At 66.0% G+C, this 23,864-nt stretch carries 19 protein-coding genes and 1 pseudogene; 14 read left to right on the top strand and 6 right to left on the bottom strand.

What is annotated here, in order from left to right; all coding sequences use genetic code 11:
• Positions 1 to 17 precede the first annotated feature (17 nt).
• Positions 18 to 1,871: a monovalent cation:proton antiporter-2 (CPA2) family protein gene (locus AC3WRC_RS00880; protein ID WP_492302486.1), complete on the bottom strand. Its 1,854-nt coding sequence runs from the start codon at positions 1,869 to 1,871 to the stop codon at positions 18 to 20.
• A 564-nt stretch (positions 1,872 to 2,435) separates the two neighbouring features.
• Here AC3WRC_RS00880 and AC3WRC_RS00875 point away from each other — a divergent pair.
• From AC3WRC_RS00875 to AC3WRC_RS00845, 7 genes and pseudogenes are all read left to right on the top strand, one after another.
• Entirely contained in the window at positions 2,436 to 3,890 is a 1,455-nt protein-coding gene (locus tag AC3WRC_RS00875; protein ID WP_492302484.1) for a vWA domain-containing protein, read from the top strand.
• A 62-nt stretch (positions 3,891 to 3,952) separates the two neighbouring features.
• Positions 3,953 to 4,360 (top strand): CBS domain-containing protein, encoded by a 408-nt coding sequence (locus tag AC3WRC_RS00870; RefSeq protein WP_055752885.1) that lies wholly within the window; start codon positions 3,953 to 3,955, stop codon positions 4,358 to 4,360.
• A gap of 77 nt (positions 4,361 to 4,437) precedes the next feature.
• Positions 4,438 to 5,007 (top strand): hypothetical protein, encoded by a 570-nt coding sequence (locus AC3WRC_RS00865; RefSeq protein WP_055805273.1) that lies wholly within the window; start codon positions 4,438 to 4,440, stop codon positions 5,005 to 5,007.
• A gap of 90 nt (positions 5,008 to 5,097) precedes the next feature.
• Positions 5,098 to 7,482 carry a PAS domain-containing sensor histidine kinase gene (locus AC3WRC_RS00860; RefSeq protein ID WP_492302483.1) on the top strand — a complete coding sequence of 795 codons (2,385 nt, stop codon included), beginning with the start codon at positions 5,098 to 5,100 and terminating at the stop codon, positions 7,480 to 7,482.
• A 142-nt stretch (positions 7,483 to 7,624) separates the two neighbouring features.
• Positions 7,625 to 7,687: pseudogene (locus AC3WRC_RS00855) on the top strand (zinc-ribbon domain-containing protein); the annotation flags it as partial.
• On the top strand, positions 7,688 to 8,365 hold the full coding sequence (locus AC3WRC_RS00850) for an RDD family protein (protein ID WP_492302987.1): 678 nt from the start codon (positions 7,688 to 7,690) through the stop codon (positions 8,363 to 8,365).
• Positions 8,366 to 8,486: 121 nt separating this feature from the next.
• Complete coding sequence (locus tag AC3WRC_RS00845) at positions 8,487 to 9,347, top strand: hypothetical protein (RefSeq protein WP_492302482.1); 861 nt, start codon at positions 8,487 to 8,489, stop codon at positions 9,345 to 9,347.
• Between the two features lie 62 nt (positions 9,348 to 9,409).
• On the opposite strand, the gene AC3WRC_RS00840 is transcribed toward AC3WRC_RS00845, so the two are convergent.
• The 5 genes from AC3WRC_RS00840 to AC3WRC_RS00820 form a co-directional block, all read right to left on the bottom strand.
• Positions 9,410 to 10,606 (bottom strand): acetyl-CoA C-acyltransferase, encoded by a 1,197-nt coding sequence (locus AC3WRC_RS00840; RefSeq protein ID WP_492302481.1) that lies wholly within the window; start codon positions 10,604 to 10,606, stop codon positions 9,410 to 9,412.
• Positions 10,607 to 10,653: 47 nt separating this feature from the next.
• The gene (locus AC3WRC_RS00835) at positions 10,654 to 11,625 is read right to left on the bottom strand and encodes a flavin reductase family protein (RefSeq protein ID WP_492302480.1); all 972 of its coding nucleotides are present in this window, start codon (positions 11,623 to 11,625) and stop codon (positions 10,654 to 10,656) included.
• Positions 11,626 to 11,706: 81 nt separating this feature from the next.
• Complete coding sequence (locus tag AC3WRC_RS00830) at positions 11,707 to 12,333, bottom strand: DUF1190 domain-containing protein (RefSeq protein WP_200918518.1); 627 nt, start codon at positions 12,331 to 12,333, stop codon at positions 11,707 to 11,709.
• Between the two features lie 4 nt (positions 12,334 to 12,337).
• Positions 12,338 to 12,751 carry a DUF350 domain-containing protein gene (locus AC3WRC_RS00825; protein ID WP_153923780.1) on the bottom strand — a complete coding sequence of 138 codons (414 nt, stop codon included), beginning with the start codon at positions 12,749 to 12,751 and terminating at the stop codon, positions 12,338 to 12,340.
• Between the two features lie 25 nt (positions 12,752 to 12,776).
• A complete protein-coding gene (locus tag AC3WRC_RS00820) occupies positions 12,777 to 13,424 on the bottom strand; it encodes a DUF2491 family protein (protein ID WP_492302478.1) in 648 nt (215 codons plus the stop codon).
• 138 nt (positions 13,425 to 13,562) lie between these two features.
• Between AC3WRC_RS00820 and AC3WRC_RS00815 the strand changes: the two genes are divergently transcribed.
• The 7 genes from AC3WRC_RS00815 to pelA all read left to right on the top strand — a co-directional run bounded on the left by AC3WRC_RS00815 (position 13,563) and on the right by pelA (position 23,830).
• Positions 13,563 to 14,243 carry a YjfI family protein gene (locus AC3WRC_RS00815; RefSeq protein ID WP_492302477.1) on the top strand — a complete coding sequence of 227 codons (681 nt, stop codon included), beginning with the start codon at positions 13,563 to 13,565 and terminating at the stop codon, positions 14,241 to 14,243.
• Between the two features lie 16 nt (positions 14,244 to 14,259).
• A complete protein-coding gene (locus tag AC3WRC_RS00810; RefSeq protein ID WP_492302475.1) occupies positions 14,260 to 15,000 on the top strand; it encodes a PspA/IM30 family protein in 741 nt (246 codons plus the stop codon).
• A gap of 3 nt (positions 15,001 to 15,003) precedes the next feature.
• Positions 15,004 to 16,182, top strand: a complete 1,179-nt coding sequence (locus tag AC3WRC_RS00805; protein ID WP_492302473.1) for a glutathionylspermidine synthase family protein — start codon at positions 15,004 to 15,006, stop codon at positions 16,180 to 16,182.
• Between the two features lie 71 nt (positions 16,183 to 16,253).
• Positions 16,254 to 17,132 (top strand): hypothetical protein, encoded by an 879-nt coding sequence (locus tag AC3WRC_RS00800; protein ID WP_492302471.1) that lies wholly within the window; start codon positions 16,254 to 16,256, stop codon positions 17,130 to 17,132.
• Between the two features lie 281 nt (positions 17,133 to 17,413).
• Complete coding sequence (locus AC3WRC_RS00795; RefSeq protein WP_492302470.1) at positions 17,414 to 19,042, top strand: family 43 glycosylhydrolase; 1,629 nt, start codon at positions 17,414 to 17,416, stop codon at positions 19,040 to 19,042.
• Between the two features lie 183 nt (positions 19,043 to 19,225).
• Entirely contained in the window at positions 19,226 to 22,648 is a 3,423-nt protein-coding gene (locus AC3WRC_RS00790) for a TonB-dependent receptor domain-containing protein (protein ID WP_492302468.1), read from the top strand.
• A 102-nt stretch (positions 22,649 to 22,750) separates the two neighbouring features.
• Positions 22,751 to 23,830, top strand: coding sequence for a pectate lyase (gene pelA / locus AC3WRC_RS00785; RefSeq protein ID WP_492302467.1), 1,080 nt, complete (start codon positions 22,751 to 22,753; stop codon positions 23,828 to 23,830).
• The last annotated feature ends 34 nt before the right edge of the window (positions 23,831 to 23,864 follow it).

The raw sequence follows: 23,864 nt of genomic DNA, 5'->3' as shown, positions 1-23,864 counted from the left end.
GCCCGCCTCCACCCGCCTCAGACGTCGGCCGTTTCGCGGGGCGACGGCGGCCCCTGTTCGTCCTCGTTCAGCAGACGGCCTTCGCGACGGGGCTTGATGTAGGGTGCGGGCTGGGGCGTCGGCATATTGCCGCGCATCAGCTGACGGCCGGCCTTGAGCCCGCCGGTCAGCTGCAGGTCAAGGCGGGCCTCGTCGCGACGGCGCACGTCGCCGATGGTCTCGGCCGCCTCATGCTCGTCCAGCCCCAGTTCGACCAGGGCGCGCTCGCCGAACTTGAGCGCCGACTCGAAGGTTTCGCGGATCTGGTAGTCCACCCCGGCCTGGATCAGGCGCATCGAATGCCCTCGGTCGAAGGCGCGGGCCATGATCCGGGTGGTCGGGAACTCCGACTTGACCAGTTCGACGATTCGGTCGGCGGCCTCGGGCTTGTCGACGCAGACCAGGACCATCTCGGCCTCCTCCGCGCCCGAAGCGCGCAGGGTGTGCAGCTGGGTGCCGTCGCCGTAGTAGACCTTGAACCCGAACTGGGAGGCGGCCTGGATCATCTCCACGTCGTTCTCGATGATCGACACGTCGACGTCGCGGGCCAGCAGGGGTTGAGACACGACTTGGGCGAAACGGCCGAAGCCGATGATCAGCACCTGGCCGCGCAGGTCCTTGGCGAAATCCACGCCCTCGGCGCTTTCGGCGTCCTGGACCGGCTTGGGCGACAGCCGTGCAATCAGCAGCGAGGTCAGGGGCGTCAGGGCCATCGACAGGATGACCACCGCCGACATCATCGCCCCGATGCGCGCGTCGAACAGGCCGGCGGCGACGGCGGCGCCATACAGGACGAAGGCGAACTCGCCGCCTTGTGCGAACAGGCCTGCACGCTCGATCGCCTCATGGTGCGAGGCCTTGAACAGGCGCGCGACGGCATAGATGCCCACGCCCTTGACCAGCATAAAGGCCACGACCCCGCCCAGCACCAGACGCCAGTCGGCGACGACGACCGAGACGTCCAGCGACATGCCGACGCTGAGGAAGAACAGGCCCAGCAGAATGGCCCGGAACGGCTCGACGTCCGCCTCCAGCTGATGGCGGAAAGTGGATTCCGACAGCAGGACCCCGGCCAGGAAGGCGCCCATGGCCATGGACAGGCCGCCCAGCGACATGGCCCAGGCGGCGCCGACTACGACCAGCAAAGCCGCCGCCGTCATCACCTCGCGTCCGCCATATTGGGCCAGCAGGCGGAAGACCGGATTGACCAGATATTTGCCGGCCAGCAGCACACCGCCGACCGCCGCGACCGCGAAGCCGACGGTCTGCCACAGGGGCGGCGCCTGTTCGTTGGCCACGCCCAGCACTGAGGCCAAGACGGCGACGATGGCCAGGAGCGGCACGATGGCCAGATCCTCGAGCAGCAGGATGGAGACCGCCCGCTGGCCCGGCCCGCCCGCGATCTCGCCGCGCTCCTCCAGCATCTGCATGATGACGGCGGTGGACGACAGGACAAAGCCCATAGCGCCGACGAAGGCGACAGGTGCTGAGAAGCCCGCCAGCATGGCGGTCAGGGTCAGGATCAGGCCGCAGAACAGCACCTGGGCCGCGCCGAGGCCGAAGATTTCCTTGCGCAGTCCCCACAGACGTTTGGGCCGCATCTCGAGCCCGATAATGAACAGGAAGATGACCACGCCGAACTCGGCGACGTGCAGGATGGTCTCGGGCTCGCGGAACAGCTTCAGACCGAAGGGACCGATGGCGAGGCCCGCCGCCAGATAGCCAAGCACCGATCCCAAGCCGATGCGCTTGAACACCGGGACGGCGAGCACGCCCGCGGCCAGCAGAGCGGCCGCCGCGCCCAGATCCAGTCCCGTCGTCGCCTCAGCCATCGCATTCCCCCAAGCTTGGCCTCTATTGTGGAGGTCCTGAGCGGCGATTGCGAGAGGACACGAAAGACACGCTGGAAGATCATCGTGCGTCGAGCGGTATCTGGCGCCACAGTTTCGCCCCAGGACGACCCGCGACTGGCGTCAAGACAACAACCGGAGGAAGCCATGTCACGCATCGTCAGGATGGCGGCGCTGTCCGTTCTGAGCCTCTCGTTCGCCGCGCCGCCGGTCGCCGTGCCGAGCGTCGCCCTGGCCAAGCCGTTGGATGGCGAACCGACGCCGGCGGCGTGCCGGCCTCTTGGTTTTGAGCTGGGATCGCCTGAGCCCGTCGCCGCACCGCCGGCGCCGCGCACCGGTCCGCCGACCCCGCCGGTGAGGATCACACCGACACGCAAGGAGGATCGCGTCCCCTACGGCGCGCCTCCGCCTCCTCCTCCTCCTCCTCCTCCTCCTCCTCCGCCGCCTCCATCGCCCGCCCCCGCGCCGTCATCGATGGCGCCGCAAGATATTGTCGTCACAGGCTCCCGGATCACGCGATCACCAGGCGCCCCGACGTCGCCCGGCATGATGACGCCGCCCCCTGCCGACACCGAACGCTACCCTGATGCGACGCCCAATCCGGTGAAGCGGACCAGCGATCAGCCGGTCTCGACCTTCTCCATCGACGTGGACACGGCGTCCTATTCGAACGTGAAACGCTTCATCGACGAGGGTCGTGCGCCGCCCAAGGATGCGGTGCGGGTGGAGGAGCTGATCAACGCCTTCGACTATGATTATGCCCGGCCGACCAGCCAGACCCGGCCCTTCGCCATCACGACGGCGGTCGCGGCCTCGCCCTGGGCTGACGGGCGTCAAATCGTGCACATCGGCCTGCAAGGTTACGAACTGCCGGCGGGCGAGCAGCGGCCGCTGAACCTGACCTTCCTGGTCGACGTCTCCGGCTCGATGCGGAGCCCCGACAAGCTGGACTTGGCCAAGAAGGCAATGAACCTGGCCATCGATCGGCTGAGGCCGCAAGACACGCTGGCCGTCACCTATTACGCGGAAGGCGCCGGCACGACCTTGCAGCCCACGAAGGGCGACGAAAAGCTGAAGATGCGCTGTGCGGTCGCCAGCCTGAAGGCCTCGGGCGGCACGGCCGGGGCGACCGGCATGACCAACGCCTATGACCAGGCCCAGGCGAACTTCGCGCGTGACAAGGTCAACCGCATTCTGATGTTCACCGACGGCGACTTCAACGTCGGCGTGACCGACGACAAGCGGCTGGAGGACTATGTCGCCGACAAGCGCGGGACGGGCATCTATCTGTCGGTCTATGGCTTCGGGCGCGGCAACTATCAGGACGCGCGGATGCAGACCATCGCGCAGGCGGGCAATGGGGTCGCGGCCTATGTCAGGGACCTGAGGGATGCGCGCCGGCTGTTCGGGCCGGCCTTCGACAAGGGGGCCTTCCCCATCGCCGACGACGTCAAGATCCAGGTCGAGTTCAATCCCGCCCGCGTCGCCGAATGGCGGCTGATCGGCTATGAGACCCGGCTGCTGAACGAGGAAGACTTCAACAACGACCAGGTCGACGCGGGCGAGGTCGGATCCGGCGCCAGCGTCACGGCCCTGTACGAAATCACCCCCGTCGGCGGCCCGACCCAGGTTCCCGAAAGGCGCTATCCCGATAACCGTATCGGGGTCGGCGGCGGCGATCCGAACGGCGAGATCGGCTTTATCCAGGTGCGCTACAAACAGCCGGGCCAGAGCCGCTCGGACCTGATCCAGCAGCCGCTGACCAACCGCGCGGGCGGGTCGGTCAGCGCCCAGCCGCCCGAGGCCACGCGCTGGGCGATCGCGGTCGCCGGCTTCGGTCAAAAACTGCGGGGCGATCCGTGGATGACGGCCGACTATGGCTGGGATCGGATCATCGATCAGGCGCAAGGAGCCAGGGGCGAAGACCCCTATGGCGATCGGGCCGAGTTCGTTCAGATGGTGCGGGCGGCCCAAGGCCTTCCTCCGATGCGGACGCCCTGACCGGAACCGCCACGCTCGCGGCGGGTTTTTGAGCGCAACGCTTCAACCAAGGGAAACCCGCCATGAAGATCCGCGACGTGATGACCAAGGACGTGCATCTGGCCCGCCCCGCCGACACCATCCAGGACGTGGCCAGCCGCATGGCCAAGGGCGGCTTCGGCTTCGTGCCTGTGGCGGACGGCGATCAGCTGATCGGCACCATCACCGACCGCGACATCGTGGTGCGCGCCCTGGCGACGGGCGCCGCCTCCAGCGCCTCGGTAGTGGAGTTCATCACCCGCGATCCGCAGACGGTGCTGGACACCGACGACCTGAAGGTCGTGCTGGACCTGATGGGCGCCAAGCAGATCAGACGCGCCCCGGTCGTGGACAAACATGGCCGCGTGGTCGGCGTTGTATCGCTGGGCGACCTGTCGACGCGCGTGAAAGAGAAATACGCCGGCGAGACGCTGGAAAGCATCTCGCGTTAAGACCTGCGTAACCGCGCCCCGACACCGGGCGTCAAGGATCGTCGTTCATGCTGATCCTTCGGATATCGGAGGATGGCATGGCGCGCGCGCAGTTCCAGAAGGGTCAGAAGGTCTGGGTCGAGTGCGTCGGCGCCTGGGCCTTTATCGAACAGGTCCAGCCCGTCTGGGCCAAGGGATTCGAAGAGCCCGTACGCGTCACCTATGACGTCGGTCTGGGGCGCGAGTTCACCGCCAACGAACTGTTGTTGGCGACCGACGATCCGGCCTCGGACCAAGGCTTGGGCGACTGGCGGCTGCTGCGCGCGCGCAACAAATGGCAGTTGCCCGAGGATTGCCTGCATCACCCCCATCCCGGCACCTATCCGGTCGTCGTCACCGATCGGGCGGACTGGGGTGGTTGGCGCGTGCCGGGCGCCGAATACGACCGTGATCCTCAGCATATCGAGTTTCAGGCCCGCCTGATCGCCGCCGCGCCGCAGCTGATGCGCGTGGCCCAGGATCTGGTGGATCTGGTCGCCGAGACGCCGGACGATGCGCCGCCGGCCGTCCTGACCCTGGCCCGACAGGCGCGCGATGTGCTGCATGGGGTGACGCGTGTGCTGGAGCCCGCGCCCGACCGCCTGCTGTCGCCGGTCGCCGCCGCTTAAAAACCCGTTAAAAGCGCGCGCCGAGCCTCGACACGAATCCGCGACGCAGCCTAGATTCCCGCAACGAAGTGTTTGTCGGAGGGTCGGGGCTTGCGGGACGAGGAGCGGCGGGAAAATCGGTCGGGGCGTCGCGCCTCCGATCGCGCCGCCGGCGCGCCCGCCTGGTTGCGGATCGCCGTCCTGGTCCTGGCGCTGATCGCGGCCGCCTATGCCCTGATGGCGTCGCGCGAGTTCAGCCGGCCGACCCGCGAAATCAGCCGCCTGGAAGCCGAAAATCTGAAGCTGAGCGCCGAGTTGGTCGCCAGCCAGACCGCGGCGCTGATCCAGTCGGCCGATGCGGGCCTGGCCGCGGGTCGCACCGCCATTGTCGCCAAACGCGCCCCCATAGAGGTCGTGGAAACCGCGCAGGCCGCCGCGCCCAAGGTCGCCTTCACCCTGGTCGGTCCCGGCGAGACGGTGCAGGCCGCCAAGGGCGAAGGATCGGTCGCCGCCGGCCAGGCCAATGCCGACGGTCTGAGGCTGGAGGCGCGGATCGCGCCGGTCCTGCCGACAGGCGGCGAGACGCGGATCGTGTCGGCGGGCGGCGTGGTGCTGGCCTCGGCTCGCGCCGCCGAGATCGGCCAACCCATCCGCACCCTGATCGGCGTCGATGCCTCGGCCCTGGTCGGTCAGGCCGAACCGCGCGCCGTGACGCTGGGGGGGCAGGCCGGCCTCGCTGCGGCCGCTCAGGCCCGGGCGGGCGGCCCTTATGTGGTCGCAATCTCGGAAGGGACGACCGCCTCCGTCTTCGACGACGCCTGGGTGGTGCTCGCGCCGCTAATGCTGGGTGTCGGGGTCGTGGTTCTGTTCGTCCTCTACGGCCTGCGCCAGACGCGCCAGCACCGCGAACGGGTGGCGACCGAAAAGCGGTTCCGCATCGCCGTCGAAGCCGCGCGGTGCGGGGTGTGGGAGTGGGATCTGGCCAAGGGCGAGGTGTCGCTGTCGGACTATATGGCCGCGCTGCTGGGCTTTTCGCGCGGCGGTGTGACCGACGCCGAAGATGTGATCGGCCGCGTCCATCCCCGCTTTCAGGAAGATTTCCGCCACGCCCTGCGCCAGGCGGCGGCCTATGGCGCCTTTGAGATCACCTTCCCGGTGGCGGGACCGGACGGGCGGGCGCGGTGGATCGACGCGCGGGGCCAGGCGCGCGGCGAGCGCGGCGACATGGGCTTTTCCGCAATCCTGGGCGTCGCGCTGGACATCACCGAGGCCCGCCGCGCCAAGGCCGCCGCCCAGGCCGCCGAAAGCCGGCTGCGCGACGGGGTGGAGAGCATCTCCGAGGCCTTCGTCCTGTTCGATCGTCAGGGGCGGCTGATCCTGTGGAACCAGGCGTTCGAGGACGCCTTCGGCTTCGATCACGGCGTGGTGCGGCGCGGCGCCATGAAGGACGAGCTGAACCGGATCGCCGGCCTGGCCATCAAGGCCGAGCATCGCCCGGCCAGCGGTCGTGCGGGCCTGCGCGAGGTCGAGCTGAACGACGGGCGCTGGCTGCAACTGTCCGAGCGGTTCACCTCCGAAGGCGGCTCGGTCGTCACCGCCGCCGACATCACCGCGATCAAACGCCAGGAGGCCGAGCGCCGCCGCGCCGCCGACGATCTGCGGGCCACCGTCGATCAGCTGGAATCCAGCCAGGAGAAGCTGTCGCTGCTGGCGCGCAAATACGAGGTCGCCATGACCCGGGCCGAGGCCGCCAACCAGGCCAAGTCCGAGTTCCTGGCCAATATGAGCCACGAACTGCGCACACCGTTGAACGCCATCAACGGCTTCTCGGAGATCATGGCCAGCGAGCTGTTCGGGCCGCTGAACGAGAAATACAAGGGTTACGCCGGCGACATCCTGAAGTCGGGCCAGCACCTGCTCAGCCTGATCAACGACGTCTTGGACATGGCCAAGATCGAGGCCGGCAAGATGACTTTGCACTATGAGCCGGTGTCCTTGCGCGAGGTGTGCGAGGACGCGGTGCGGCTGATGCGCGGCAAGGTGCAGGAAGCGGGCCTGAAGATCGCGGTCGAGGCCGGCGACCTGCCCGACATCGAGGCCGATCAGCGCGGCGTCAAACAGGTGATGCTGAACCTGATCTCCAACGCCGTGAAGTTCACGCCCGAGGGCGGCGTCATCGTCGTGTCGCTGAAGCCCTTCGTGGGCGCCGAGGGCGAGGACCGCGTCCGCGTCGCCTGCGCCGACACCGGCATCGGCATCGCGCCCGAGGACCTGGTGCGCCTGGCCCGCCCGTTCGAACAGGTCGAGGGCCAGCATTCCAAGACCACCCAAGGCACCGGCCTGGGCCTGGCCCTGACCAAGTCCCTGATCGAGATGCACGGCGGGCAGCTAAGCATGGAAAGCCAGCCGGGCGTCGGCACGGTCGTCAGCTTCGACCTGCCGGTGAAACGCCCGGACCAGACGGTTCAGCCGATCCGGGCGGCGTTCGCGGCTTAGGGCGGTTGCCTGACGCTATACTGGTCCTGAAAGCGATGTCGCTTTTCGATCCAATGCGGACCTTCGAGCGAGTGTCGCAATGCGGAGCTTTCCGCCTCGCCACAAACGAGTGTAGCGTCGCAACTCACGCTTGGGGGCGACGATGTATTGCACTAATTGCGGGTCAACCTTGCCCACCGGGGCGAGGTTTTGCGGAGCGTGTGGAATGGCGGTTGGCTCGCCGCAGGGAGCTAATTCGGTTCAACCACACAAGTCGCCGGACGATAGGCCGACGCTCGCCGAAGGTTCACCCCTCTCATCCTGCGAGCCTGATCTCCCCGACGACTTGATTTGGGAGAGTTCGCGCGAGCGAGAGGAAAAATCCGCCATCGCTTCCTCTCCACCGAGACCTTGGATTCGCTATTGGGCTAAACTCGTTGACGTCTGGATCATTGTTATCGTCTTGGCCGTGTTAGCCGAAATGCTGTTCCCGCGTTGGACAAGCGAAACAAGCGACACGATCGTAGGACTAGTCCTGCTGGCCCTTGCCGTTCCTGTTCAGGCTTTGCTGCTCTCCACCTGGGGTACGACGTTCGGAAAATCATTGCTCGGCATCAAGGTAACTAAAGACGGCCGAAAGCTGGATTTTGGCGGAGCCTTCAAGCGCGAGCTTGGGGTCTATTTGGTTGGGTTCGGTCTCGGCATCCCGATCGTAGCGTTCTTCACGCAAATCGCGGCTTACAATCACCTCAAAAAGCAGGGTGCGTCGAGTTGGGACCAAGACCCCGGCAACGTGGTGACACACAGCGATCCAAGCACGACAGGCATTGTCGCTGTGGTCGCCATATTGTTGCTCGGCGCCGTTCTGATCGGATACGGCAACAGCGTCAGCCAAGGATATTAGATTTCTTACGCGGGCGTATATCTGTCCGTTGTTTTGGCAACGTCTACGAACAGAATTCGCGCTCTGTTAAGGCCTTGCTCAGTTCTAGGCCTGCACGATATGGTGGGGTGGGGAAGTCTCTATGAACATTCTACTTTCAGCATTGATCTGTGGCGTCATCGCCGGCGTCGGAGCAGGCCTCGCATGGGTTGCACACAAACATCTCGGCCTTAGCGCGAAGGGACAAAGGATTGCTCAGTTCGTAGCGCTCATGGTGGGGATCGCCGTGGTCCGTATAGCGCCCATCGACCAGTTGTCTCTTTATGTTCAGCCCAATAGTTCGATCCAAGCTAAAGCGGACGCAGAGTTGGCGGTGATTCCTGCGTTCAAGGTTCTGCACGACTACTACCCCGCCGATTATGCGGTAATGCGCGACACTGCTGTTGAAAGTATCAAAGCAGGCGAGACAAACCTGCAGACGATCAATCGCATCCGCCCTCGCCTTTTAGGGATTTTTAGCCTGCAAATGGTGAAGGCGAGCGATGAGACGATCAGCCGTCAACTTGCGTTCATTGTAAAGCAGGCGACATTCTTGCAAGGCCAGAACCCGCAGTACTGCCACGAACTGCTCAACACGCCGGGGCACGTTTCGTTTGATCCAACAAAGGTGTTCCCTCGCGAGATGGCTGACGAGGAAATGGCCCTGATGGCTGACATCCTGAAAGAGACCGCAAGCCTGCCGACCGTAACGCCGGAGCCAATTGATGAGGCAAAATTCCAGCCTCTCGCCGAACGAACCTTCGGTCGGTTGTCATCCGCTGACGTGACGGCTCTGACGTCTATCGATTTCCAACCAGCACTGGCCACGACCGTGGATCAGAAGGCAGCCAGTTGCCATTTTGCTTTGGGCATCATGGAAGAGATCAACGCACTGCCGCCCGCCGAAAGGGCTCGAACGTTCCGCAGCGTGATAGCTGAGGGGCAGAAAGCATCAGGAATCTAAGCGTCCGCTTCCCACCCTTAGCTGACGCTCGCTACGTCCGCTAAAGCAACCCGCAGGACGCACTACACCAACTCTACGCCCATCGCCGTCGCTTCGCCGCCGCCGATGCACAGGGCGGCCATGCCCTTGGTCTTGCCGTGGGCTTTCAGGGCGGACAGCAGGGTGGTCAGGACGCGGGCGCCGGATGCCCCCAGCGGGTGGCCCAGGGCGCAGGCGCCGCCGTTGACGTTGATCTTGTCGTGGGGAATGCCGAGTTCCTGCATGGCGATCATCGGCACGATGGCGAAGGCCTCGTTGACCTCCCACAGATCCACGTCGTCGGCGCTCCAACCCGCCTTCTTCAGCGCCTTTTGCAGGGCGAAGACCGGGGCGGTGGTGAACAGGTGCGGCTCGTGGGCGTGGGCGGCTTGGCTGACGACGCGGGCGACCGGCGTCAGACCCAGGGCCTGGGCGGTCGACTGGCGCATCATGACCAAGGCGGCGGCGCCGTCCGAGATCGAGGCGGCCGAGGCGGCGGTGATCGTGCCGTCCTTGCCGAAGGCGGGCTTCAGGTTGGGAATCTTGGACGGGTCGGACTTGGTCGGCTGTTCGTCGCGGTCGACGGTGACGGGCCCTTTGCGGGTCTTGACCTCCACCGAGGCGATCTCGGCGTCGAAGGCGCCTGAATCCTGGGCGCGCTTGGCCCGGCCGGCGCTTTCGATGGCGTAGGCGTCCTGCTGTTCGCGGGTGAACTGATAGTCCTTGGCCGTGTCCTCGGCGAACTGGCCCATCAGTTTGCCGGGGGTGTAAGCGTCCTCCAGCCCGTCCAGATACATGCTGTCAGAAATGACGTCGTGGCCGATGCGCGCGCCGCCCCGGTGCTTTTGCATCAGATACGGGGCGTTGGTCATGGACTCCATGCCGCCCGCCACGATCACATCGGCCGAACCGGCGGCAAGCGCATCGTGCGCCATCATGGCCGCCTGCATGCCCGAGCCGCACATCTTGTTGATGGTGGTCGCCTCGGTCGAGGTGGGCAGACCCGCGCCCATGCCCGCCTGACGCGCCGGCGCCTGGCCCAGGCCCGCAGGCAGGACGCAGCCCATGATGATCTGCTCGACCTTCTGCGGATCGAGGCCCGCGCGGTCCAGCGCCGCCTTGACCGCGACGGCACCCAGGTCAGTGGACTTGGCGTCGGACAGCGCGCCCTGGAAACCGCCCATCGGGGTGCGGGCGTAGGAGACGATGACGACGGGATCGGCGGACGTGGTCGCGGACATGGGACGGCTTCCTCTATATTCGGGCGAGAGATAGCGATCCCGGCCGGTCAGGAAAAGTGCAGCCGCCGATACTTGCCCCGGAAATAGAGCAGCGGATCGCGGCGCGGCTCGAACCGGGCGCGCCTGACCCGGCCGATGATGACAAGGTGATCGCCCGCCTCGACGATCTGTTCGGTTCCGCATTCGAAACTGGCCAGGGCGCCTGAGAGGATGGGCGCGCCGGTGTCCCATGTCTCCCACGCCACGTCCTGAAACCGGTCGGCGTGAGACCGGGCGAATACGCCGGAGGTCGGCTGCTGGCCGATATGCAGGACGTTGATGGCGAAATGTTCGGCCTGGCGGAAGCGGTCGACATTGGTGGACGAGCGGGCCAGGCAGAACAGGATCAGCGGCGGGTCCAGCGACACCGAGGAGAAGGAGTTGGCGGTCAGGCCGACGGGCTGTCCGGCCTCGTCCAGGGTCGTGACCACCGTGACCCCGGTGGCGAAACAGCCCAGGGCGTCGCGCAGGGTGCGGGGGTCGGAACCGGCCTGATAGTGCAGGGCGTCGCGCGGGGCGTGGCGTTCTAGGAAGCCCAGAAGGGCGGCGTTCTCGGCCTCGACCGCGTCCGGTGCCTCGGCGCGCGCGATCGTCTGGATCGGAACGCCGGCCAACTGTGTCTCAAGCTCGGGCGAGACAGCCCCCTGCCCTTCGGCGACGACCACCAGACAGCTTGCCAGGGCCGGGCCGGTGACGGCGAGCGCAGGGACGACGGCCGCCAACGTCGTGTCGGAACAGACGATGGCCGGTCGAGAGGGAAGTTCGGTCAGCAGTCGACGCAGGGCGGCGGAGCTGTCATCCGCCTCGTCGAAGTGGGCGGTCAGCATGACGTTGCGGCCGGCCTCGACCAGCGCGCGCACCGACCGGCGCCAGTCGCCGGACAGACGCTCGGGCGCGCCGATCAGCAGGACGATGGGATCCTCGGGGTCGCCCCAGCTTTCGACGTCCAGGCCTCCGTTCGGGGGCGGCGATGCGGTCATGAGGCGAGGCGGTCCGGTCTGTCGTGAAGCGTGAGAGCGATCCCTATTAGGGGAAGACCGGCGCCCGGCGCCAGAACTGTATCACCCGCCGTAGCCTCGGCCGCCGCCGCCGAAGCCGCCGCGCGAGACGACGGTGGTTCGGCTCTGCACCCGCGTCGGGGCCTGACGAGCGACGTCACCATGCTCGCGCGCGTTGGTCAGGGTCTTGCCGGTGCGATAGTCGCGGTAGGCGTAGCCGCCGCCATAGCCGTTCGACAGCCGCCCCTCGCGGTCGCGGTACAGCGGTCCGCCGCCGCGATAGCCGCCGCCGTTCAGCATCTGGCCGACGATGAAGCCGGTCAGCAGCGGGGTGAAGAAGGAGCCGCCGTTGTTGTTCGGCTGGCATTGCGACGGTCCCCACTGACCCTCGCACTCCTCGCGCGTGGCGTAGCGCGGCGCGGTCTTGGCGGCCTCTTGCTGAGCCTTGGTCAGGGCGGCGTCGCATTCGTTGTCGGGAATGTCGTTGGCGGCCTTGCACTCGTCCAACGACTGATAGGCCAGGGTCGGCTCGGGCTCGGGCGCCGGCACGCGCTGGGGCGAGCCGCAGGCGGCCAGCGAGAAGCTGGCCGTCGCCATCAGGCTGCTGACGTGCAGGACGCGCGAGCGCTTGAGCCTGCGCATGGTGTCGGTTTTGGCCAGGTTCTGGGGCAGGTCTTTGGGGTCGGTCATGGGTTCACGACGTCATGCAGGCGGCGTTGAGCAGGCCGACGCAGATGGAGATGGAGGCCAGATAGACAGCCGCGGCGATCTCGCCCGCCTCGATGCGGACGACCAGATTGCGGAAGGCCATGCGGCTGATGGCGACGAAGACGACGATCTGGATCACGCCGGCCAGAAGGGCCCAGGCCGCAAACTCCATCAGGCTGACGGTGTGCGACAGGGCAGAGGCCAGAGGCAAGACATAGCCGATGAGCGCGCCGCCCAGCGCGATTGCGGCGGCGGTGTTGCCTTGGCGGATCAGCGTATGCTCGTGATACGGCGTGACCCACTGGTAGACCAGCTTGAAGGCCAGGGTGAAGGCGCCCGCCATGGCGAAGGCGATCAGGAAGGCGATCGCCCCCTGCTGAAAAATGAACCAGTCGAACATCGGTCTTGCCCCTCGGATTGCGCGCTCAGGCGCGGAACTCGGCCATTTCCAGCGGAATGCCGATCATGATTTCGTGCGTCGTCTCGCCGCCCTCGGGCTGCTGCTCAAGGGCGATCATCAGCTCGCGCCCATCTGACAGCTCGCGTGCATACAACATGCAGGTCTGGAAGATCTTCGCATAGGGGGTGGTCGCGGCGCGGTCGTCCCAGACGCTTTCCCACAGGGTGACGGGCGGCTGGATGGCGTCGCTCTCTGCGAACCAGAAGCGGGGATAGTCGGGCAGTTCCTCGGCCGCGCCGCGAAAGACCGGCGCCGACAGTCGGTCGCGCCAGATGCGGCGGTCACGCTCGCCCGGCGGATAGGCCGAGGTCCAGGGCACGAACAGGCTGAAGTCGTAGGATTCCAGCCCGGCCTCGTCATCGCTCATGGCCTGAAGCATGACGTGATCGTCGGTGTAGAAGCGATGGACGAACTGGCCGCTGTCCAGGCTGACCAGCCCCTGCGCCGAGATGTCCAGCACGTCGCGATCCAGGGTGAAATGCGTCTCGTCGCCCAGCCTGCGCCAGGCCAGCGGATCCAACGACACGGTGCGGCCCACGGTGATGTTGCGCACCGTCGCCAGCCGATTGGCGGGCGCGGCCTTCTCCGACGATCCGAAAAGCTTCTTGAACATGGGCGACTATCTAGGCCCGATGCGGGCCGACGGCGAGCGAACAGAAGCGATGCGACCGAATGAGGCGGTTCATAGCGCGACATTCCGTCTGATCTTGCGTCACGTCAAGCGTTCATGTTACGCGTTTCATGTAACGATATGCCGACCGACACATCGCCCTCCTCCTCCGCCAATGATCGCATTCGTGCGTGGCGACAGGCGCGTCGTGAGGCGGGCCTGGTCAAGCTGGAGCTTTGGGTGCCGGCCGCCGCCCGCGACGACGTCAAGGCGGCTGTTCGCGCCATCGTCACCGATTCAACGCGCGGGCCGCAGCTTGCGGGGCGCCCGCGCCGCCCCACTTCCGATTCCATCACCCCTGGAGACGACCATCAAATGGACGCCGTGATCGAGACCCCCTGGACCGTGCCCGCCATCAAGTCGGCGTTGGACGAGTCCGCCCTGCTGCGCGAGGGCGAAATGACCCTGCGCGTCGTCGAGGGCGCCGAGCCGGTGCTGCTGGCGACCATGCACGAATACGGCGACCTGCCGGTTTATCTGAGCGTCGGCGGGGCCCAGATCGTCTGTTCGGTCCTGCTGTGGCCCGTATCCGAACAGAAGGATCGCCACGCCTTCAACGAGTTCCTGCTGAAGGCCCAGCGCGTGGTGCCCCTGTCCAACTTCGCCATCACCAATGTCGGTGGCGAAGACGTGTATGAGCTGATGGGCGAACTCTCTTGCAAGACGACGCTTCAGACCATCCTGATCGAACTGCGCACCCTGGCCGAGAATGCGATCGACGCCACCGAACTGCGTGAAACCTTCGGCGCCGACGCCGCCTGATCCCGGAAGACCGACCATGTCCATGCTCAGAAAACTGTCCGCCCTGTTCCGCGGCTCGGCCCACGATGCGGCCCAGGGCGTCGTCGACGCCAATGCGCTGAAGATCCTCGACCAGGAAATCCGCGACGCCGACAACGCCCAGGGCAAGGCCCGCGATGACCTGGCCGGCCTGGTGGCGCGCCGCCGCATGGCCGAAAACGAGATGGCCAGCTTCCGCGACCAGGTCGCCAAATACGAAAGCTCGGCCCGCACAGCCCTGGGTCAGGGCAAGACTGATCTGGCGCGCGAAGTCGCCGGCCGCATCGCCGAGCTGGAGGTCGAGATCACCAGCCGCGGCCCGCTGATCGAGGACATGAAGACGGCCGAGACGCGCCTGCGCACGGCCATCGCCTCGACAGACCAGAAGATCGAGACGCTTCGTCGCGAGATCGACATCGTCAAGGTCAACGATTCCGTCCAGAAGGCCCAGACGTCGGTCGCCCTGAACTCGGCCGGCGCCCAGTCCCGCATCGGCTCGGCGGCGGACAGCCTGCAACGCATCAAACAGCGCCAGGCGATCCAGGAAGAGAAGCTGAACGCCAGCCAGGCGCTGGAGGATCGTCGCACCGGCGCGGACTTGGACGCCAAGCTGCGCGAGGCCGGCATCCTGCCAGGACATTCCTCGGCCGACGACGTCCTGGCGCGCCTGAGCCAGCCGGAGGTGACGGTGGTCACGCCGCGCATCGGCCAATCCACGCCTGACAAAGACCCGGCCTGATCCATGGAGCGTCTGCGCTTCGATCCCCGCACCGACTGGGACGCCAAGGCCGAGGAACTCGGCTTCACCTGGCGCCACACCGACGGCAAACCCTATTGGGACGAGACGGCGGCCTATGCCTTTTCGCTGGCCGAGATCGAGGACGGGATCGAGGCGCCGACCGAGGAACTGCACGGCCTGTGCCTGGAGCTGGTCAACGAGGCGGTTCAGTCCGAGCGGCTGATGGAGCAGCTCGATATTCCCGAGACCATGCGGAACTATGTGGCCGACAGCTGGAAGCGGGGCGATCCGTCCCTCTACGGCCGGTTCGACTTCGCCTATGCCGGCTCGGGGGACGGGACGGGTCCGGCCAAGCTGTATGAATACAATGCCGACACCCCGACCAGCATCTATGAGACGGCCGTGTTCCAGTGGCTGTGGCTGGAGGACCAGATCAAGGCCGGCGCCCTGCCCGCCGATGCGGATCAGTTCAACAGCCTGCACGAGAAGCTGGTCGATCGGTTCCGCGCCATCTTCCCGAACGGCGGCTTCGTGCATTTCGCTTCGGACGCCGAGTTCGTCGAGGACCGCCAGACGGTGCGCTTCCTAGAAGACCTGGCCCAGCAGGCCGGGTTGGAGCCCCAGTTCGTCGCCATCGACCAGATCGGGCTGAACGCCGACGGCCGGTTCGTCGATCACGAGAACTGGATCATCCAGGCGATGTTCAAGCTCTATCCGTGGGAGCAGATGCTGCGCGACGACTACGCCGCGCCCCTGCCGACGGCGGACGTGACCGTGCTGGAGCCGGCGTGGAAGAGCATCCTGTCCAACAAGGCCATCCTGCCTCTGTTGTGGGAGCGGCATGCGGGCCACCCCAACCTGCTGGAAAGCTATTTCGAGGGTGATCCGGCCGAGGCGGCGCTGGGCTCGTCCTATGTGCGCAAGCCGTTGTTCTCGCGCGAGGGCGACAATGTCGAACTGATCGACCAGGGCGTCAGCGCCGCAGAGGTGGTGGACGGCGGCTATGGCGAGGGGCGCTATATCCGCCAGGCGCTGTGCGATCCGCCCCTGTTCGACGGCAATCATGTGATCGTCGGGTCGTGGCTGGTGGGAACCGAACCGGCGGGCATCAGCCTGCGCGAGGACACGGGCCGCATCACGAGGAACACCTCGCGCTTCGTGCCGCACTTCATCCGCGACTGAGGCGCAGGCAGGCAACCAAGCCGGACGACCATCGTTTTGTCGGCTGACATCAACCGACAAGAAACCTTCCCATGCGCAACGTCCGCCTCGCCCTGATCGCCACCACCGCCCTGACCCTCGCGGGCGGCGCTGCAGTCGCCCAGACGCAATACCCCTCGACGACACAGGATCGGCTGGGCGCGGTCGTGGGCGCCCTGTTCGGCGATCGTCTGGGCCTGTCGGCAATGGATCAGGCCTGGCTGCGCGGCGGCCGTCCGTTGCGTGACGGCCAGAGCCAGTTCTTGACCCGCGTGGACGCCAGCGTGCGCGCCGGCGGCGTCTCCGCCTCGGCCGCGACGCGCCTGCGCGCGGACTATGCGGCCCTGGTTGATCTGGAGAACCAATACGCCGTCGGCGGCATCTCGGCCCAGGAACGCGCGGATCTGAACGCCCGCTACACCGCCCTTACCCAAACGCTGGAAGCCGGCGCCTCGGGCTATGCCGACATGGACACCGTCGCCCAGGGCCGTGCGGAGTTCGACACCCGCGTCAACGCCGCCGTGACCGCGCGCCGCATCACGCGCACCGAGGCGACGCGCCTGAAATCCGACTATCAGGCCCTGATCCAACTGGAGAGCCGCTACAGCGCTGACGGCTCCATCAGCGCGAGCGAGCGCGCCGATCTGGACGCGCGTCTGGACGCCCTGGACCTGCGCGTCGGCGACGGCCCAGCCGGACAGACGCCGTCCGCCAACCTGCCCGCCCGCACCCGTCTGGCGAACCTGGAAACCGCCCTGGCCGCCGCCGAACGCTCGGGCGCCGTCAGCCGCACCGAGGCCGCCGACATCCGCGTCGAGGCCGGCGACCTCGCACGCCTGGACGCCGCCTATAGCCGCACCAGCCCCTCGTCCGACGACACGGCCTACTTGAGCCGCCGCATCGGCGAATTGGAACTGCGCGTACGTCGCTAGGCCGAACACAAGGACATCCCGCGCGACCCGGCGCGGGATGTCCCTAAGCGTCAAGCGTCCGACGAACCTCCAATTGCCATGAGCGTTGCCACGGCCTGTTCAAAGGCGTCGCTTCGAAACCCTCTAGTCAGAACGATCTTTCCATGTCTATCTATTGAAAATGTCTACCGGTGTCATAGCCGGAAGCCGTCATCAGAGCGGCAGACAGAGGAGACGGGTCAAGTCGGAGCACGGCGGATTTAACCGGCGTTTCCCGGCCTTGATTGGAGGGAGGACGCGCCATGAAAAACATCGACCGTCGCGCCGCCTTGACCGGCCTGTTGGGCGGTGTCGCCGCCTCTGCCCTGCCGGTGCGTTCAGCCTTCGCCCAAACGAACGAAGAGGCAGCGCCGCTCGGTCGCGAATGGGCGTCGATGAAATGGCGGCGGGGGATAGAGGGCCAGCGTAAGGCCGATCTCGGGAACGGGACCTTCCTCAATCCCATCATGTCGGGCGACCACCCCGATCCGTCGATCCTGAAGGACGGCGACGACTACTACATGACCTTCTCGTCGTTCGAGTCGGTGCCGGGCATCCATATCTGGCATTCGCGCGATCTGGTGAACTGGCAGCCGGTGGTCGCGGCCTTGACGACGAACATCGGCTCGGTCTGGGCGCCGGAACTGATCAGGCACGAGGGCAGATTTTACTGCTACATCCCGGCCCGCTTCCCGGAATACCGCTCCAACTACGTCATCTGGGCGGACAGGATCGAAGGACCTTGGAGCGAGCCCATCGACCTGAAGATCCCGGCCAACATCGACCCCGGTCACATCGTCGGCGAGGACGGCAAACGCTATCTGTTCCTGAACGGCGGCGACCGGGCGAAACTGACCGACGACGGTTTGGCGACCGACGGTCCGGTCGAACGGGGCGTCTACAAGGCCTGGCGTTATCCCGAAGACTGGATCGTCGAAGGCTTCGCCCAGGAAGGGCCCAAGCTGCTGAGGCGCGACGACTATTTCTACATGATCACCGCCATCGGTGGCACGGCCGGCCCGCCGACCGGTCATATGGTCATCGCCGCACGGTCCAAGTCGATCGACGGCCCGTGGGAAGACTGCCCCCACAACCCCATCGTCCGCACCGCCTCGGGCGCCGAGAAATGGTGGTCGCGCGGCCACGCCACCCTGGTCGAGGGGCCGACAGACGGCGACTGGTGGATGGTCTATCACGGCTATGAGAACGCCTATTGGAGCCTGGGCCGCCAGACCTTGCTGGACCCCATCGAATGGACCGACGACGGCTGGTTCCGCGCGAAAGGCGGCGACCTGTCCCAGCCCATCGCCAAGCCCCAGGGCGGCGAGGCCGTGCCGCACGGCATGGCCCTGTCGGACGATTTCTCGACCGACAAGTTCGGCATCCAGTGGAGCTTCTACGACCCGCAGCCGAACGAGAAGGATCGCCTGCGTCGCGAGAACGGCGTGCTGCACATGAAGGCCAAGGGCAAGGCGCCGGTCGACTGTTCGCCCCTGACCTTCGTCCAGGGCGAACAGGCCTATCAGATCGAGTGTGAGGTCGAGATCGATCCCGGCGCGGTGGCGGGCCTGATCCTGTTCTACGACCGGGCGCTGTATGCGGGCCTCGGTTTCGACGCGACCCGCTACGTCACCCACCAGTACGGGATCGAGCGGGGGCGTCCGGCCAATCCGCATGGACGACGCATGTTCATTCGTCTGACCAACGCCTACCAGAACGTCTATTTCGACACCTCGGGCGACGGCGTGACCTGGCAGCGGTTTGACCGGGGCATGGAGGTCTCGGGCTATAATCAAAATGTTCGCGGCGGCTTCATGATGTTGCGGCCCGGCATCTACGCGGCCGGCGACGGCGAGGCGCGGTTCAAGAACTTCACGTTCAAGGCGCTATGATGCGCCTCGAATATTTGGGTATGGCGAAACACGGTTTTTCGTTTTATGACACCGGTGACATTGATGCTTAGGGCGCGTCGATCTCATCACGAGATTTTGGAGTTCCTCGGCGTTCGAGGGACAGGGGACTGTCGGCATCCGACCCGCAAAGAGGTCTGGAGCACGACGAAACGGAGGAAGCGGATGAGAACTCAACCCACGGGATATCTGTGCGCGGCGGCCTCGCCGGTCGCGCTCGTCATGGGGGCCATGCTGTTCGCCGCCCCGGTTCAGGCGCAGGTCCAGCCGCAGGAGACTCCCAGCGAGGACGCCACCGAAGTCGGTGAGATCGTCGTCACCGGCATCCGTGCGTCGCTGGCCAGCGCCCTGACCGAAAAGCGCCGCTCCAACACCATCGTCGACGTCATCAACGCCGAGGACATCGCCGACTTCCCGGACGCCAACCTGGCGGAGTCGCTGCAGCGGATCCCGGGCGTGTCGATCGACCGCGAGAACGGCGAAGGCAACTCGATCTCGGTGCGCGGCCTGGGCGGCGACTTCACCCGCGTGCGTCTGAACGGGTTGGAGACCCTGTCCACCTCGGGCGCCAGCAATGCCGACGGCGCCCTGCGTCGCGACCGGGGCTTCCAGTTCAACACCTTCGCGTCCGAGCTGTTCAACTCACTGAAGGTTCAGAAGTCCGCCGACGCCCAGACGGACGAGGGTTCGCTGGGCGCCACGGTCGATCTGATCTCGGGACGTCCGTTCGACTTCAAGGAACGCCGCCTGGCCCTGACGCTTCAGGACGCCTATTACGAGAACGGCGGCACCCACAATCCGCGCCTCGCCTTGCTGGCGTCCGACCGCTGGACCAGCAAGGTCGGCGAATTCGGGCTCCTGGGCTCGGTCGCCTACAATGAGCGCACCCAGGCCATCGACAGCTATTCGCGTCAGGTCGGCTCGTTCGACTACACCTATCGCGGCGCGACGTTCAACAATGTGGGGACCAACGCGGCCGGCGATCACCAGGGCTTCGCCCTGCCCATCGGCACCAATCCCGCCACCGCCCTGCCCCGCGTCACCAATCCCGAGGCGCGCAATCTGCTGATCGGCTCGAACCCGGCCGCCTACAATCTGATCAACGGCGGCGCGACGCGCGGCTCGCTGGTGCGCATCCCGGCACTGGCGACGCTGAACCACCGCGACGTGGAGCAGGACCGGTTGGGGGTGACCCTGTCGGGTCAATGGCGTCCGACCGAGCGGACCACGATCAACTTCGACAATCTGTATTCGAAGATGACGCAGATCTCGACCAACTATCAGATCGGTCCGGTGGGCCTGAACCGCAACAACACCAACGGCAACCGCACCACCACGGCGTTCAGCTACCAGACCTATCCGACGACCAGCGCGACCAACAACTCCTACGCCAACCGCCGCGCCGCCTACGCCAACTGCGCGACCCAGGCCGCGACAGAGTTCCGCGACGCGATCGACTGCGGCCAGTCGCTGTATGGCTCCACCCCGATCTTCACCACGGCGCCCGGCGCAACCAATCAGAACCTGGCCGCCGGAACAGGCAGCTTCAATCCCAACAACCTGGACGTCTACGACTACTACAACCAGCCGGGATCGGTCGGTTACGTCGCGCACCCCCAGTATTTGGCCATGCGAGGCGCGTTCATCGGGCGGCCCTCGGTGCGGTTGATCGATGCGGGACTGAGCGAGACGGGCGCCAACGCCGACTATCTGGTGCTGGGCAATGTCGACTTCCGCTCGGCGGTCGATCAGGGCGGCTACACCACCGAATTCCGTCAGAACTCGATCAATATCGAGCACGAGTTCAGCGACACCTTCCGCATGTCGCTGCTGGTCGGTGATTCCAAATCGACCAATGAGAACACCGGCCTGCTGGTCGACTTCATCCGGCTGGATTCGGGGCAGGGCGTCGCGGGCAATGACTACTTCGTCTACGACGATCGCGAAGGCGGCGATATGCCGATCATGAAGTTCGGCTTCGACGTCGCCAATCCGAACAGCTGGGATTTCGTGAAGGGCTATTCGGCCATTCGCAACTATCGGACCATCACCGAGAACGGCTACCGGACCGCCAAGGCCGACTTCGTCTGGGACCTGAACGACGACTTCACGTTCAAGTTCGGCATCGGCAAGCGTAAATTCGACTTCTACTACACGCGCTACGAGCGGCTGATCAGCGACACGATGAATCCGTCGCTGCTGGAGGGCGTGCGCTCCGGACTGGCGGCCGCCACGACCGTCGGCCAGATGGGACAACTGGTCAGCTGGGGCGACGGGCTGAATGTGCCGGAAGGTACGCCGACCAGCTTCTTTGCGCCCAATCTGGAAGCCTTCAAGAACCGCTTCGGCTTCGACTGCGACTGCATCAACGCCTGGGGCGACTGGCGTCTGTCGGACCTGCGCAACGGCGGGGTCAACACCTTCTGGGTCGATGAGGACAGTCTGTCCTACTATGGCCAGATGGACTTCCGTGTGCCGCTGTTCATGGGCGAGCTGCGCGGCAACGCCGGTCTGCGCCGCGCCGAGACCAAGATCGATTCCCGCGGACGCTCGCCCAGCGGCCGTCCGGTCGAGAACGACAACCAGTACAACGACACCCTGCCGTCGATGAACCTGGTGTGGGAGCTGAACGACAAGCTGATGCTGCGTTTCGCGGCGGCCAAGGTGATGGCCCGCCCGCAGATGACGGCCCTGCAGCCGGGCGTGACGGCCTTCACCGTTCCGGTCGGCATCGGCGCCGACCCGGCCCAGTTCGACGGATCCAACGCGGCCATCACCCTGGGCAACACCAAGCTGAAGCCGTTCCGCGCGTCCAATCTGGACTTCAACGTCGAATGGTATTTCGCCCGCGACGCCATTCTGTCGGTCGCGGTGTTCCACAAGGAGATCGAAAGCTTCCCGCAGGTGGTGCTGCGCGAAGGCAAGCTGAGCGAAATCTTCGACGCCGAGCAGATCGCCAATCTGCGCGCCGCCTATGACGGCCTGACCGATGTCGCCTCCGACAGCCGCCGGGCCTATATCGACCAGGACCTGCCCTTCCAGGTGCGTCAGTACAACGATGCGCCGGGCGGTAAGCTGGACGGGTTTGAGATCGCCTATCAGCAGAACTTCACCTTCCTGCCCGCGCCGTTCGACGGCTTCGGCATCCAGGCCAACTACACCCAGATCGAATCCGAGCTGGAATACATCCTGGACCCGGCCCGCAATCTGACCGGCACGGCGCCCTTCCTGGGCGCCTCGCCCAAATCGTTCAACGCCACGATCTTCTATGAGGTCGAGAAGTGGAGCGCGCGTGTCTCGTCGGCCTATCGCGCCGCCTATCAGACCACCTATCCGCTGGCGTCGGGCGGTTGCGATCCGGGCGTGTGCGACTCGCCGCTGATCAACGACTTCATCGGCTCGGAAGAGACGCTGAACGTGGATGCGTCCTTCACCTACAAGCTGACGGACAATGTCACCTTCACCGCCGAGGCGCTGAACCTGACCAACCAGACCGACACCCGCTGGGCCTATCAGGCCGATCCGGTGGTCAACAACTATGGCTCGACCGGCCGCCAGTACTTCGTAGGCGCACGGTTCGTATTCTGATGACGACGATCGACAGCTGACTTCTCCCGGGACGCTGTCCCTTCAGGGGACGCCGCGAAACATCGGCGTCCCTTTCTTTTTGCCGAACCCGAAGGTCTCTTGATGAAAAAGATAGTCTTGATCCTCGGCGTCCTGACGATTGCAGCCGGCTTCACGTCGGCGCCGGCGTCAGCGCAGGAGCCGGTCGCCGCCTCGCCCGCCGTCGCCTGGAGCAGCGCCGCCCTGCGCCATCCGACCGACTGGTATGGATCGGCCGAAGCGCGTCGACTGGCCGCGATCGTCATCCAGCATCAATCGGCCGAAGGCGGCTGGCCCAAGAACACCGACCTGTTCGCCCCGCCCCGCCCCGATGCGGACCCGGCGCTGAACAACACGATCGACAATGGCGGCACGACCCAGCCGCTGGCCTTTCTGGCGCGAACGATCGCGGCCGGGGACGCCGAAAGCCGAACCGCCTTTGTCCGGGGCCTCGACTATCTGCTGGCGGCGCAACGGCCCAACGGCGGCTGGGCCCAGTTCTATCCGCTGCGCGGCGGCTATCACGACCAGATCACCTACAACGACGACGCCATGGTCCATGTGATGGAGCTGCTGCGCGATGTGGGCGACGGCGCGACGCCCTATGGCTTCGTCGATGAAGCGCGGCGCGAGCGGGCGCGTCAGGCCGTGGCGCGCGGGGTCGAGACCCTTCTACAGACGCAGGTGCGGCGCGACGGCGTCCTGACCGGCTGGTGCGCCCAGCACGACGCACAGACCCTGGCGCCCGCCTGGGCGCGTCGTTTCGAGCCCCCGTCCCTGTCGGGCCAGGAAAGCGTCGGCATCGTGCGTTTCCTGATGAGCCTGCCAGACCCCGGTCCCGACGTCGTCGCCGCCGTGAACGGCGCCGTCGCCTGGCTGGAGAGCGCCGCGCTTGCCGACACCACCGAGGTCTTCGTCACCGACGCCCAAGGCCGTCGCGACCGCATCCTCGCCCCAAAGCCCGGCGCGCGCATCTGGGCCCGGTTCTACGATCTGGAGGACGGCCGCCCCATCTACATCGGCCGCGATTCCGTCATCCGACGTGACCTGATGCAGATCGAGCACGAGCGCCGCAACGGTTACCGCTACGTCGGCGAATGGCCTGAAACCCTGCTGATCCGCGACTATCCGGCCTGGAAGGCGACGCTGCACGACCGCGCCTGATTTTCCGCCGGTCGCGTGAGAAAAATAGCATAGG

The organism is Brevundimonas sp. EU05-FHT14B07, assembly GCF_058790795.1.
The sequence above is the reverse complement of the archived record's forward strand: the minus strand, read 5'-3'. Positions and strand labels throughout refer to the sequence as shown.

What these genes read in the sequence shown, in the direction of transcription:
- AC3WRC_RS00880 (WP_492302486.1), bottom strand. Translation starts at nt 1,871, where the DNA reads ATGGCTGAGGCGACGACGGGACTGGATCTGGGCGCGGCGGCCGCTCTG.
- AC3WRC_RS00875 (WP_492302484.1), top strand. Translation starts at nt 2,436, where the DNA reads ATGATGACGCCGCCCCCTGCCGACACCGAACGCTACCCTGATGCGACG.
- AC3WRC_RS00870 (WP_055752885.1), top strand. Translation starts at nt 3,953, where the DNA reads ATGAAGATCCGCGACGTGATGACCAAGGACGTGCATCTGGCCCGCCCC.
- AC3WRC_RS00865 (WP_055805273.1), top strand. Translation starts at nt 4,438, where the DNA reads ATGGCGCGCGCGCAGTTCCAGAAGGGTCAGAAGGTCTGGGTCGAGTGC.
- AC3WRC_RS00850 (WP_492302987.1), top strand. Translation starts at nt 7,688, where the DNA reads ATGGCGGTTGGCTCGCCGCAGGGAGCTAATTCGGTTCAACCACACAAG.
- AC3WRC_RS00845 (WP_492302482.1), top strand. Translation starts at nt 8,487, where the DNA reads ATGAACATTCTACTTTCAGCATTGATCTGTGGCGTCATCGCCGGCGTC.
- AC3WRC_RS00840 (WP_492302481.1), bottom strand. Translation starts at nt 10,606, where the DNA reads ATGTCCGCGACCACGTCCGCCGATCCCGTCGTCATCGTCTCCTACGCC.
- AC3WRC_RS00835 (WP_492302480.1), bottom strand. Translation starts at nt 11,625, where the DNA reads ATGACCGCATCGCCGCCCCCGAACGGAGGCCTGGACGTCGAAAGCTGG.
- AC3WRC_RS00830 (WP_200918518.1), bottom strand. Translation starts at nt 12,333, where the DNA reads ATGACCGACCCCAAAGACCTGCCCCAGAACCTGGCCAAAACCGACACC.
- AC3WRC_RS00825 (WP_153923780.1), bottom strand. Translation starts at nt 12,751, where the DNA reads ATGTTCGACTGGTTCATTTTTCAGCAGGGGGCGATCGCCTTCCTGATC.
- AC3WRC_RS00820 (WP_492302478.1), bottom strand. Translation starts at nt 13,424, where the DNA reads ATGTTCAAGAAGCTTTTCGGATCGTCGGAGAAGGCCGCGCCCGCCAAT.
- AC3WRC_RS00815 (WP_492302477.1), top strand. Translation starts at nt 13,563, where the DNA reads ATGCCGACCGACACATCGCCCTCCTCCTCCGCCAATGATCGCATTCGT.
- AC3WRC_RS00810 (WP_492302475.1), top strand. Translation starts at nt 14,260, where the DNA reads ATGTCCATGCTCAGAAAACTGTCCGCCCTGTTCCGCGGCTCGGCCCAC.
- AC3WRC_RS00805 (WP_492302473.1), top strand. Translation starts at nt 15,004, where the DNA reads ATGGAGCGTCTGCGCTTCGATCCCCGCACCGACTGGGACGCCAAGGCC.
- AC3WRC_RS00800 (WP_492302471.1), top strand. Translation starts at nt 16,254, where the DNA reads ATGCGCAACGTCCGCCTCGCCCTGATCGCCACCACCGCCCTGACCCTC.
- AC3WRC_RS00795 (WP_492302470.1), top strand. Translation starts at nt 17,414, where the DNA reads ATGAAAAACATCGACCGTCGCGCCGCCTTGACCGGCCTGTTGGGCGGT.
- AC3WRC_RS00790 (WP_492302468.1), top strand. Translation starts at nt 19,226, where the DNA reads ATGAGAACTCAACCCACGGGATATCTGTGCGCGGCGGCCTCGCCGGTC.
- pelA (WP_492302467.1), top strand. Translation starts at nt 22,751, where the DNA reads ATGAAAAAGATAGTCTTGATCCTCGGCGTCCTGACGATTGCAGCCGGC.